This window comes from Ramlibacter sp. bp-362, from assembly GCF_054956735.1.
The window spans coordinates 1-12,255 of record NZ_JBUDXE010000007.1 but is presented as its reverse complement, the minus strand read 5'-3'; the positions used below and the strand labels follow the sequence as shown (position 1 = coordinate 12,255).

The 12,255-nt window shown below is 69.7% G+C and carries 10 protein-coding genes; all 10 read left to right on the top strand.

The genetic code is table 11. The features are described from left to right. Positions 1-84 precede the first annotated feature (84 nt). The 10 genes from ACY0MJ_RS11110 to ACY0MJ_RS11065 all read left to right on the top strand — a co-directional run bounded on the left by ACY0MJ_RS11110 (position 85) and on the right by ACY0MJ_RS11065 (position 11,999). The gene (locus tag ACY0MJ_RS11110) at positions 85-1,164 is read left to right on the top strand and encodes a TRAP transporter substrate-binding protein (RefSeq protein WP_462638525.1); all 1,080 of its coding nucleotides are present in this window, start codon (positions 85-87) and stop codon (positions 1,162-1,164) included. A gap of 161 nt (positions 1,165-1,325) precedes the next feature. Continuing rightward, positions 1,326-2,408 carry a TRAP transporter substrate-binding protein gene (locus ACY0MJ_RS11105; RefSeq protein ID WP_462638524.1) on the top strand — a complete coding sequence of 361 codons (1,083 nt, stop codon included), beginning with the start codon at positions 1,326-1,328 and terminating at the stop codon, positions 2,406-2,408. A gap of 95 nt (positions 2,409-2,503) precedes the next feature. Beyond that, the gene (locus ACY0MJ_RS11100; RefSeq protein ID WP_462638523.1) at positions 2,504-4,186 is read left to right on the top strand and encodes a cation:proton antiporter domain-containing protein; all 1,683 of its coding nucleotides are present in this window, start codon (positions 2,504-2,506) and stop codon (positions 4,184-4,186) included. Positions 4,187-4,260: 74 nt separating this feature from the next. Beyond that, the gene (locus ACY0MJ_RS11095; RefSeq protein WP_462638522.1) at positions 4,261-5,298 is read left to right on the top strand and encodes an NAD-dependent epimerase/dehydratase family protein; all 1,038 of its coding nucleotides are present in this window, start codon (positions 4,261-4,263) and stop codon (positions 5,296-5,298) included. A gap of 1 nt (position 5,299) precedes the next feature. Next, complete coding sequence (locus ACY0MJ_RS11090) at positions 5,300-6,367, top strand: dihydrodipicolinate synthase family protein (RefSeq protein WP_462638521.1); 1,068 nt, start codon at positions 5,300-5,302, stop codon at positions 6,365-6,367. A 209-nt stretch (positions 6,368-6,576) separates the two neighbouring features. Continuing rightward, on the top strand, positions 6,577-7,587 hold the full coding sequence (locus tag ACY0MJ_RS11085; protein ID WP_462638520.1) for a tripartite tricarboxylate transporter substrate binding protein: 1,011 nt from the start codon (positions 6,577-6,579) through the stop codon (positions 7,585-7,587). A 13-nt stretch (positions 7,588-7,600) separates the two neighbouring features. Continuing rightward, the gene (locus ACY0MJ_RS11080) at positions 7,601-8,164 is read left to right on the top strand and encodes a tripartite tricarboxylate transporter TctB family protein (RefSeq protein ID WP_462638519.1); all 564 of its coding nucleotides are present in this window, start codon (positions 7,601-7,603) and stop codon (positions 8,162-8,164) included. 35 nt (positions 8,165-8,199) lie between these two features. After that, positions 8,200-9,735: a tripartite tricarboxylate transporter permease gene (locus ACY0MJ_RS11075; RefSeq protein ID WP_462638518.1), complete on the top strand. Its 1,536-nt coding sequence runs from the start codon at positions 8,200-8,202 to the stop codon at positions 9,733-9,735. Between the two features lie 10 nt (positions 9,736-9,745). Then, complete coding sequence (locus tag ACY0MJ_RS11070) at positions 9,746-10,597, top strand: sugar phosphate isomerase/epimerase family protein (protein ID WP_462638517.1); 852 nt, start codon at positions 9,746-9,748, stop codon at positions 10,595-10,597. Beyond that, entirely contained in the window at positions 10,590-11,999 is a 1,410-nt protein-coding gene (locus tag ACY0MJ_RS11065; protein WP_462638516.1) for an enolase C-terminal domain-like protein, read from the top strand. Before ACY0MJ_RS11070 ends, ACY0MJ_RS11065 begins: the two co-directional genes overlap by 8 nt. The last annotated feature ends 256 nt before the right edge of the window (positions 12,000-12,255 follow it).

Below are 12,255 nucleotides of genomic sequence, written 5' to 3'. Positions count from 1 at the left end.
GAATGGGCGACCTTGCCCGGCCGATCCCTGGTCGGCCGGCGGGGTCAAGCCATTCAACGTTTTTTCTCAATCCGAGGAGTGTTCATGGATCGTCGTTCCCTCATCAGGCAGGCCGGCATCGCGGGAGTGCTGGCCACCGGCATCGCACCGGCCGTGCACGCCCAGCAGGCGCTGCGCTGGCGCCTGGCTTCGTCCTTCCCCAAGTCGCTCGACACCATCTTCGGCGCGGCCGAGGTGTTCGCCGCGAAGGTGAAGGCCATGTCCGGCGGCAAGTTCGACGTCTCGGTGCACGCGGCCGGCGAACTGATGCCCGCCTTCGGCGTGGTCGACGGGGTCCAGCAGGGCACGATCGAAGTGGCGCACACGGCGCCCTACTACTTCTTCGGCAAGAGCGAGGTGTTCGCGCTGGGCTGCGCGATCCCCTTCGGCCTCAACAGCCGGCAGATGACCGCGTGGATGGTCGAGGGCAACGGCCTGAAGCTGATGCGCGAGTTCTACGCCAAGTACAACATGATCAACTTCCCCGGCGGCAACACCGGGGCGCAGATGGGCGGCTGGTACCGCAAGGAAATCAAGACCGTCGCCGACATCAAGGGCCTGAAGTTCCGCGTCGGCGGCTTCGCCGGCAAGGTGATCGAGCGCATGGGCGGCGTGCCGCAGAACATCCCCGGCGGCGAGATCTACCAGGCCCTGGAGAAGGGCACGCTGGACGCGGCGGAGTGGGTGGGGCCGTACGACGACCTGAAGCTCGGCTTCGCCAAGGTCGCGCCCAACTACTACTACCCCGGCTGGTGGGAAGGCGGCCCGCAGCTGGACTTCTTCATCAACGACAAGGCGTACAACGCGCTGTCGTCGGAGAACAAGGCGATCGTCGAGGCGGCCGCCGCCGAGGCCCACATCGCGATGCAGGCCCGCTACGACGCGCGCAACCCGGCGGCGCTGAAGCAGCTGGTGGCGCAGGGCACCAAGCTGCGTCCCTTCTCCAACCAGATCATGTCGGCGGCCTTCAAGGAGTCGATGGAGGTCTACTCGGAGCTGAACGACAAGAACCCCGACTGGAAGAAGATCTACGCGGACTACTCGAAATTCCGCGCCGACCAGAACCTCTGGTTCCGCTTCACCGAGGGCACCTTCGACCGCTTCATGCAGGCGCAGAAGCTGTAGAGCGCGACCTCATGCCAAAAGCCGCACGTCGTGCGGCTTTTTTTTCGCCCGGAACGAGGCCTCAGGTACCTGCACGAGGGAAGGATGCAAGGCTTCTGCAAGCTTCGGGCGGCTGGCAGGCTCATCATGCTCGGGCTGAAAAAGTCAGGAGATAGCTTCCCATGGATCGTCGTTCCCTCATGAAGCGCGCCGGCATCGCCGGCGTGCTCGCTTCCGGCATCGCTCCCGCGGTGCATGCCCAGGCCGCCGTGCGCTGGCGCCTCTCTTCCAGCTTCCCGAAGTCGCTGGACACCATCTGGGGCAGCGCCGAGATGCTGCAGAAGACCGTCAAGGACCTCTCGGGCGGCAAGTTCGAGATCTCCATCCATGCCGGCGGCGAGCTGATGCCCGCCTTCGCCAACGTGGACGCGCTGCAGAACGGCACCATCGAGATGGGCCAGACCGCGCCGTACTACTTCACCGGCAAGGACTCGATCTTCGCCTTCGGCTGCGCGGTGCCCTTCGGCCTGAACGCGCGCCAGATGGACGCCTGGATGGAGCACGGCAACGGCCGCAAGCTGATGGACGCGTTCTACGCCAAGTACAACATGAAGAGCTTCAGCGCGGGCAACACCACCACCCAGATGGGCGGCTGGTACCGCAAGGAGATCAAGACCGTCAACGACCTGAAGGGCCTGAAGATGCGCATGGGCGGCGGCCTGTTCGGCGAGGCGATGGCCAAGCTGGGCGTGGTGGCGCAGAACATGCCGGCCGGCGACGTGTACCAAGCGCTCGAGAAGGGCACCCTGGACGCCACCGAGTTCGTCGGCCCCTTCGACGACGAGAAGCTGGGCTTCAACAAGGTCGCCCCGTTCTACTACTACCCGGGCTGGTGGGAAGGCGGCGCCGAGCTGGAGTTCTTCGTGAACATCAAGGCCTACGACGCCCTGTCCGCCGAGAACAAGGCGATCCTCGCGGCCGCCACCAAGGTCGCCGCGCGCGACATGACGGCCAAGTACGACGCCGTGAACCCGCCGGCGCTCAAGCGCCTGGTGGCCGCCGGCACCAAGCTGATGCCCTTCTCCAAGGAGATCATGGACGCCGGCTTCAAGGCCTCCATGCAGGTGTTCGCCGAGCACGAGGCGAAGTCGCCCGAGTTCAAGAAGATCCACCAGGACATGCGCGCCTTCCAGCGCGACCAGATCCTGTGGAGCCGCTTCTCCGAGTACCGCTACGACACGTACATGACGACCGTGAAGGTCTGAGGCGTCCGCGCCGGAAAGGGCCCGCTTCGGCGGGCCTTTTTTTTGCGCGGGCCGGCGGTCGCCGCGCCATGCGGCATTTATCATGATCCGGGCGCATGCACCACAACCTGCCCCTGATCACCACCATCGCCGCCGGCCTCGGGCTGGCGCTGGTGCTGGGTTTTGCCGCGGCGCGCATGCACCTGCCGGCGCTGGTGGGCTACTTGCTCGCCGGCGTGCTCATCGGCCCGTTCACGCCCGGCTTCGTCGCCGACACCCACCTCGCCTCGCAACTCGCCGAGATCGGCGTGATGCTGCTGATGTTCGGCGTCGGCCTGCACTTCTCGCTGGGCGACCTGCTGGCCGTGCGCCGCATCGCCGTGCCGGGCGCCATCGTGCAGATCGCCGCCGCTTCCGCCCTCGGCATGGGCATGGCGAGCTGGTGGGGCTGGAGCCTGCCGGCCGCGCTGGTCTTCGGGCTGGCGCTGTCCTGCGCGAGCACCGTCGTGCTGCTGCGCGCGCTCGACACGCTGGGGCTGCTCCACACCTTCAACGGGCGGATCGCGATCGGCTGGCTGGTCGTCGAGGACCTCGCCATGGTGCTGGTGCTCGTGCTGATGCCGCCGCTGGCGGGCGCGCTGGGCGGCGCGAACGTGGCCGCCGGCGCCGTCTGGCTGCAGCTGGGCCGCACGCTCCTGCAGGTGGGCCTGTTCGTCGCGCTGATGCTGCTGGTCGGGCGGCGCCTGTTCCCCTGGCTGCTGTGGCAGGTGCAGAAGGTCGGCTCGCGCGAGCTCTTCACCCTGTGCGTGGTCGCGGCCGCCGTGAGCATCGCCTACGGCGCGACGCTGCTGTTCGGCGTGTCCTTCGCGCTGGGCGCCTTCTTCGCCGGCATGGTGCTGCGCGAGTCGCAGTTCAGCCATCGCGCCGCCGAGGAGACGCTGCCGCTGCGCGACGCCTTCGCCGTGCTGTTCTTCGTGTCCGTCGGCATGCTGTTCGACCCGCGCGTGCTGGTGGAGCAGCCCGGGCGGGTGCTGGCCGTGCTGGGCGTGATCCTGGTCGGCAAGTCGCTCGCGGCGGCGGCGCTGGTGCTGCTGCTGCGCTATCCGCTGCACACGGCGCTGACGGTGTCGGCCAGCCTCGCGCAGATCGGCGAGTTCTCCTTCATCCTGGTCACGCTGGGCGGCGCGCTGGGGGTGTTGCCGCGCGAGGCGCAGAGCCTGATCGTGGCCGGCGCGCTGATCTCCATCGCGCTGAACCCGCTGGTGTTCCGCGCCATCGCGCCGGTGCAGCAGTGGCTGCTGGCGCGCTCGCGGCTTGCCCGCCAGCTGGCGGCGCGCGACGATCCGCTGGCCGAACTGCCCATGACGACGGACCCGCGCTACCTCTCGCGCCAGGTGGTGCTGGTCGGCTACGGCGGCGTCGGCTGCCAGGTGGCGGCCGCGCTGCAGGAGGCGAGGCTGCCCTTCGTGGTGGCCGAGGCCAACCGCGAGCTGGTGGAATCCCTGCGCGCCCACGGCATCCCGGCCGTCAGCGGCGACGCCAGCCGGCCCGAGGTCCTGGTGCAGGCGCACGTGGCGCGCGCCCGGCTGCTGGTGATCGCCATTCCCGACACCATCGGCGTGCGGCAGATGGTCAGCCACGCGCGGCTGCTCAACCCCGCCATCGAGATCGTCGTGCGCTCGCACAACGCGGAGGAGGCCCGGCGGCTGGAGGAGGAGGTCGCCGGCAAGGTGTTCGTGGGCGAGCAGGAGCTGGCGCTCGCGATGTCGCGCCACGTGCTGGAACGCTGCCGCGCCTGAAATTCCTCCCTCTCCCGCTCGCGGGAGGGGGCGAGGGTATTGCATTAATTCACCATTTGGTGAATAGTCGCGGGATGACGGAATCTGCCAAGGACCTGCCGGCGCGCATCGCGGACCTCGCGGCGCTGGAAGAGTTGATGAGCCGCCCCTCCCCGCAGCTGGTCGAGGCGCTGGAACGCGCGCCGGGCGACATCATGGTGCTGGGGGTGGGCGGGAAGATGGGGCCGACGCTGGCCTGCATGGCCAAGCGCGCCGTGCCGGGCCGCCGGGTGATCGGCGTCGCGCGCTTCTCGGAGGCCGGCCTGCGCGAGAAGCTGGAGGCCGCGGGCGTGGAATGCATCGCCGCCGACCTGCTGTCGCGCGAGGCGATCGCGGCGCTGCCGGAAGTGCCCAACATCGTGTTCATGGCCGGACGCAAGTTCGGCTCCACCGGCAGCGAATGGCTGACGTGGGCGATGAACGCGCACGTGCCGGCGCTGGTGGCCGAGCGCTTCCCGCGCTCGCGCATCGTGGCCTTCTCCACTGCCTGCGTGTACCCCTTCGTGGACGTGGAAGGCGAGGGCGCGCCGGAATCGGTTGCGCCGACGGCGCCTTCGGGCGAGTACGCCAACTCCTGCGTCGCGCGCGAGCGCCTGTTCGAGCACTTCTCGCACGCGCTCGGCACGCCGGGCCGGCTGCTGCGGCTGTCCTACGCGATCGACATGCGCTACGGCGTGCTGCACGACGTCGCGCAGAAGGTGCTGCGGCGCGAGCCGATCGACCTCACCATGGGCTACGCCAACGTGATCTGGCAGGGCGAGGCCAACGACTGGGCGCTGCGTTCGCTCGCGCACTGCACCACGCCCACCAGCGCGCTGAACCTGAGCGGCCCCAAGGTGAGCATCCGTGAGCTGGCCTGCGGCTTCGGAGAGCGCCTGGGCGTCAACCCGGTGTTCCACGGCCACGAGGCGCCCAGCGCCTGGCTGGTGGACTGCAGCGAAGCCTTCCGCCTGTTCGGCCCGCCGCAGGTGGACCTGCAGCGCATGCTGGACTGGACGGCCGACTGGGTGCAGCGCGGCGGCGCCTCGCTGAACAAGCCGACCCATTACGAAGCCCGCGACGGAAAGTACTGACATGCACTGGTCCGACCTGCCGCGCGACAGCCTGGCCGTCCTGCGCCGTGGCGCCGCCATCCCGGCGCACCTGCTGGCGCTGGACGCCGAACGCCACCTCGATGCGCGCCGCCAGCGCGCGATGACGCGCTACTACCTCGATGCCGGCGCCGGCGGCGTGGCCGTCGGCGTGCACTCCACGCAGTTCGCGATCCGCGATGTCGGCCTGTACCAGCCCGTGCTGGAGCTGGCGATGCAGACGGCGCAGGAATGGGAGCCGCTGGGCGGCCGCCGGCCGCTGTTCATGGTGGCGGGCCTCGCGGGCCGCACGGAACAGGCGGTGCGCGAAGCGGGCATCGCCCGCGGCCTGGGCTACCACGGCGCGCTCCTGAGCCTCGCGGCCATGAAGGGCGCGAGCGAGGACGAACTGGTGGCGCACTGCCGCGCCGTCGCCGAGGTGATGCCGCTGGTGGGCTTCTACCTGCAGCCGGCGGTGGGCGGCATCCACCTGCCGATGAATTTCTGGCGCCGCTTCGCCGAGATCGACAACGTCGTCGCGATCAAGATGGCGCCGTTCAACCGCTACCGCACGCTGGACGTGATCCGCGGCGTGGTCGCCGCGCGCGCCGAGGAACGCGTCACGCTCTACACGGGCAACGACGACCACATCGTGAACGACCTGGTCGCGCCCTTCCGCTTCGTGCGCGACGGCGAGCCGGTGACGGTGCGCATCCGCGGCGGCCTGCTGGGGCACTGGAGCGTGTGGACCCGCGCGGCCGTGCAGCTGCTGGAGCGCATCCACGCCGCGGTCGACGCCGGCCAGGTGCCGCTGGACCTGCTCGCGCTGGACAGCCAGGTGACCGACTGCAATGCGGCGCTCTTCGACGTGGCGCACGACTTCCACGGCTGCATCGCCGGCTGCCACGAGATCCTGCGCCGGCAAGGCATCCTGCAGGGCACCTGGTGCCTGGACCCGCACGAGGGCCTGAGCGAAGGCCAGGCGGCGGAGCTCTCGCGGGTGCAGAAGGACTATCCGCACTTGACGGACGACGCGTTCGTGGCCGAGAACAAGGAACGCTGGCTCGCGTGAGGTCGGTGGGGTTCGCTGCGCTCACCGTCCGACGGCCTGCGGCCGTCGCCACCCTACGAGAGCCCGCGCCCGTAGGGTGGCGGTGAGCGCAGCGAACCCCACCGAACCCCACCGCTCCCCCGGACATCCCGCGTTGACAGCCGGGCAGCCGTGCCCTTAAAGTGCGCTAATTAACTGTTTAGAGAATTAACCCCCTCGGAGACACCTTCATGCAAAAGCGTTTCTTCCTCCAGACCCTGGCCGCCGCTGCGGTCGTGGCCGTGTCGCTGCCCGCGGCGGCCCAGAACTGGAAGCCCACGCGGCCGATCAACCTGATCGTGCCCTGGGCGGCCGGCGGCTCCACCGACCAGGTCACCCGCGTGACCGCGGCGGAACTGGAGAAGGCGCTGGGCCAGACGATCGTGATCGTCAACCAGCCGGGCGCCTCGGGCGCCATCGGCACCAAGAGCGCCCTCGACGCCCCGAAGGACGGCTACACCTGGACGGCTGGCGCCGCGCAGGACCTGGGCGCCTACCAGGCGCTGGGCGCGGTCGACACCAACATCCAGAAGGACTGGCACCTGTTCCTGAACGTGGCCAACATCCAGGTGATCGGCGTGAACCCGCAGCGCCCCTGGAAGAACGCCAAGGAACTGCTGGACGACATGAAGAAGCGCCCGGGCCAGATCAGCGTGGCCACTGCCGGCGTGACCTCCGCCGCCCACGCCGCCATGGACCAGATCGTCAAGGCCACCGGCGTCAAGTACAAGGAAGTCTCCTATGACGGCGGCAACCCCGCCGTGGTCGCCACCGTCGCCGGCGAGACCGACATGACCACCCAGCTGGCCGTGGAGCAGGCCGACATGATCCGCGGCAAGCGCCTGCGCCCGCTCGCCACCGTGAGCGACAAGCCGCTGGAGCTGGAAGGCTACGGCACCATCCCGGCGCTCTCCACCGTGATCCCGGGCTTCACCGCCCCGGCCAACTACTTCGGCATCTTCATCCCCAAGGGCGTGCCGGACGAAGTCGTGAAGACCGTCGAGCGCATCTGGGCCGAGAACATCAGCAAGAGCCCGGCGCTGAAGAAGTACGCCACCAGCCGCGGCGCCCTGTTCAACCCGCTGTACGGCGAGGCGGCGCAGAAGGCCGTGTGGCCGGCGGTGCAGACCAACGTGTGGAACCTGCACGCCAGCGGCAAGACCAAGGTCTCGCCCGACACGGTCGGCATCCCCAAGCCCTGAGCGAAGCGAGACGATGACCGATCCCGCGCTCGTCCCCGAGCACTCCGTTGACCAGGGCCTGGACCCGGAAACGAGGCCGCCGCGTTCCGACCTGAAGGACGCGGTGGGCTGGATCGTCTTCGGCATCGTGGTCCTGGTCGGTTCCATCACGATGGACCGGCTGGAGCACCAGCACATCAACCCCGTGACGGTGCCGGGCCTGCTGCCCGGCCTGCTCGGGATCGCCATGATCCTGCTGGGCGCGGTGCTGGGCCTGCGCAGCTGGCGCCGTGGCGCGCTCGTGCAGCCGCTGCCGCCGGCCAGCGCCGACCAGCGCGAGGAGCGCAAGCGCGTGTGGATCGCGATCGCGCTGTGCGCCGGCTACGCCATCGTGCTGGTGGGCCACGGCCTGCCGTTCTGGCTGGCCTCCACGATCTACGTCACGGCCTCCATCCTCGTGTTCCAGCGCATCAGCCGCGACCCGGCCGAGCGGCGCCTGGGCGCGCGCGCCTGGGGCAAGGCGCTGCTGATCGGCGTGTGCGCCTCGGTGATCACGTGGCTCGTGTTCGAGCGCGTGTTCCTGGTCCGCCTGCCCTGACCGCTTCCTGAAGTACCCGCCTCCAAGGCCCTCGAATGTTGCAAGGACTGCAAGACCTCGGCGCTGCCTACGTCAGCTTCATGAACCCCATGACCCTGCTGTACGGGCTGGGCGGGGCGTTCGTGGGCATCATCATGGGCATCCTGCCGGGCCTGTCGGCCACGCTGGCGATCGCGCTGCTGACCACGCTCACCATCAAGCTGGGCACCAACGACGCGATCCTGGTGCTGATCTGCTCCTACGTCGGCGCCCTGTACGGCGGCTCGCGCACAGCGATCCTGCTGAACATCCCCGGCACGGCCGCGAACGCCGCGTCCTGCGCCGACGGCTACGCGCTCGCGCAGCAGGGGCAGGCCGGCCGCGCGATCGGCATCGCCACCTCCGGCGCCTTCATCAGCACGCTGATCGGCGTGGTCTGCCTGGCGCTGTTCACGCCGCTGCTCGCCGAGGTCGCGCTGCAGTTCGGCGCCTTCGAATTCTTCTGGCTCGCCCTGTTCGGCGTCACCATGTCCGGCAGCATCGTCGGCGGCGACCCGCTCAAGGGCTGGCTGATGGGCCTGCTGGGCCTGTTCATCGCGCAGGTGGGGCAGGAGAGCCTGTACGCCTACAACCGCTTCACGCTCGGCTGGGACGAGCTCTCCGGCGGCATCGCGCTGATCCCGGCACTGGTCGGCGCCTTCGGCCTGGCCGAGGTGCTGACGACGCTGTCGGATCCCATCGAGCGCAAGATCGCCGACCTGAACGACTCCGTGCTGCCGCGCTGGCGCGAGATCATCAAGTACCGCTGGACGGTGCTGCGCTCCGGCGTGATCGGCGTGCTGACCGGCTTGCTGCCCGGCGTGGGCGAGGACGCCGGCGCCTGGATGTCCTATGCCGCGGCCAAGGCCGTGAGCAAGGAGAAGGAGCAGTTCGGCAAGGGCTCGATCGACGGCCTGATGGCCGCCGAGACCGGCGACATGTCCTCGGTGCCGGGCCACATCATTCCCTGCCTGGCGCTGGGCATCCCCGGCTCCGCGCCGTCGGCCGTGCTCATGGCCGCGATGATCATCCACGGCGTGCAGCCGGGCCCGATGCTCATGATCGAGCACCCGCACTTCGTCTACCACGTGGTGGCGATGACGACGCTCGCCTCGATCACCATCCTGCTGTTCGGCCTGTTCGGCGTGCGGCCGCTGCTGCACGTGCTGAAGGTGCGCCGCGGCATCCTGATGCCCATCGTGTTCCTGCTGTGCACGGTCGGCGCCTTCGCCACGGCCTCGCGCCTGTTCGACATCTACGTGATGATCGCCATCGGCGTCGGCGCCTTCTTCCTGCGCAAGCGCGGCTACGAGATGGCGCCGCTGGTGCTGGGCCTGGTGCTCGGCCCGCTGCTGGACAAGAGCCTGCGCCGCGGCCTGGTGCTGTCGGACGGCAGCCTCGGTCCCTTCTTCACGCGGCCGATCGCCATGGCTTTCGCCGCCGTGACGATCTTCACCATCCTCCTGTACGTGCCGGCGTTCAAGAAGGGCGTCACCCGCCTGAAGTTCGGCATCGCCGGCGGCCTGCGCCTGCTGTTCGCGCGCCGCGCGTAAGCTCGCTGCCATGAAATTCGCGCTCTGCAACGAAGTGCTGCAGCCGCTGCCCTTCGCGCAGCAGTGCCAGCTGGCGGCCGGCCTGGGCTACGACGGCCTGGAGCTCGCGCCCTTCACGCTCGCCGAGGATCCGACGAAGCTCACCGATGCCGAGGTGGCGCAGGCGCGCCGGGTCGCCGAAGACCACGGCCTCGCGATCTTCGGCCTGCACTGGCTGCTGGTGGCGCCCGCGGGCCTGTCCATCGTCTCCGAGGATGCGGCGCTGCGCCGGCGCACGAGCGACGTGATGGTGCGCCTGGTGGAACTGTGCGCGGGCTTCGGCGGCCGCTACCTCGTTCACGGCTCGCCCAAGCAGCGCAAGGTGCCCGAGGGCAGCACGCGCGAGCAGGCCTGGGAGCGCGCCCGCGAGTGCCTCCGGGCGGCCGCGGAGGCGGCGCAGCGCTGCGGTGTCACCTACTGCCTGGAGCCGCTGTCGCGGCGCGAGACCGACCTGTTCAACACCGTGGAGGAATGCGTGCGCATGGTCGACGAGGTGGGCAGCCCGGCGCTGCGCACCATGATCGACTGCAGCGCCGCCGGCCAGACCGAGTCGCTGCCGGTGGACGAAGTGATGACGAAGTGGATCCCGCGCGGCGTGATCGGCCACGTGCAGGTGAACGACCCGAACCGGCGCGGACCGGGCCAGGGCGCGCTGGACTTCGCGCCCATCCTGGACGCGCTCGCCTGGCTGGAGGCCGAGGGGCACTTCCCGGGCATCGTCGGCGTCGAACCCTTCGACTACGTGCCCGACGGTCCCGGCTGCGCCGCCTTTTCGCTCGGCTACCTGCGCGGCGTGCTTTCCGGGTTGCATGCGAATGACTGAGGCTCCCCTCCTTTCCCTGCGCGCCATCGAGCTGTACGAACGGCCGGTGCAGCTGCGCATGCCCTTCCGCTTCGGCGTGGTGACGCTGCGCGAGGCGCCGCAGGCCTTCGCCCGCGTGCAGGTCGAACTCGCCGATGGCCGCACGGCCTGGGGCGCGGCCGCCGAACTGATGGCGCCGAAGTGGTTCGACAAGAACCTGGCGCTCACGAACGAGGACAACTTCGAGCAGCTGCGCAGCGTGCTGCGCATGGCGCGCTCGGCCTACCTCTCGGACGCGCGGCCGGCCACGGCCTTCGGCCACTTCGCCCGCCACCACGACGCGCATGCGCGCGCCGCCGCGGGCGAGGGCTTCAACCCGCTGCTGGCCAGCTACGGGCCGGCGCTGGTCGACCGCGCCGTCCTCGACGCGCTGTGCCGCGCGCTGGGCGTGTCCTTCTACGACGCGATGCGCGCGAACCTGCCCGGCATGGGTGGCGCGCATCCCGCTTTCGCCGGATTCGACTTCGACGCCTTCCTCGCGACCCTGGAGCCGGCCACGCACATCCACGCCCGCCACACCGTGGGCCTGGTGGACGCCATCACGGCGGCCGACCAGCAGGAGCGCGTCGGCGACGGCCTGCCGGAGACGCTGGAGGAGGTGGTGCGGGCCTACGGCCACCGCTACTTCAAGCTGAAGGTGGGCGGCCAGGTGGCCGCGGACCTGCAGCGGCTGGAGCGGATCGCGGGCGTGCTCGATCGCGCGCCGCATCCCTACTACGCCTCGCTGGACGGCAACGAGCAGTACGACAGCGCCCAAGGCGTGCAGGAACTGGTGCGCGGCATCCAGGGCCGGCCCGCGCTCGCGCGCCTGTGGGACTCCATCCTCTTCATCGAGCAGCCGATCGCGCGCAAGCTGGCGCTGGAAGTCGACCTGCGCGCGGCGGCCCTCGGCAAGCCGGTGATCGTGGACGAATCCGACGGCGAGCTGCAAAGCTTCGTGCAGGCGCGCGAGCGCGGCTACGACGGCATCTCCTCCAAGACCTGCAAGGGCTTCTACAAGTCGGTGCTGAACGCGGCGCGCTGCGCCGCCTGGAACCGGGAAGAGGGCGCGCCGCGCTACTTCCTCTCGGCCGAGGACCTCACCACGCAGGCGGGGCTGTCGGTGCAGCAGGACCTCGCGCTGGTGAACCTGCTGGGCATCCGGCACGTGGAGCGCAACGGCCACCACTACGTGAACGGGATGGCGGCGCTGCCGCAGGCGGAGCAGGACGCCTTCCTGCAGGCGCACCCGGACCTGTACGAGCGCAGCCACGGCGCGGTGCGCGTGCGCATCCGCGAAGGCGAGCTGGCGATCGGCTCGCTGGCGGCGCCGGGATTCGCGAGCGGGGCGCTGCCGGATTTCGCGGCGATGCAGCGCCTGTAGGCGGGCGGCGGCCGGATCGAGGTCCGGAGCGGCGAAGGAGGAGAACGCAGAGGACGCAGAGGTTACGCAGAGGACGCAGAGAACATCCTTGAATGGTTTTCCTCTGCGTTCTCTGCGTAACCTTTGCGCACTCTGCGTTCCACTCTTCGAACGCCCGCAGCCGTCTTCCGCAGCAGAAGGCACTGCTGTCCGGGATAAATCCGCCAGGGTGCGCCAAGTCGTTCCGGCACAACGGAAAAGCGGACTGAGCTCGGGA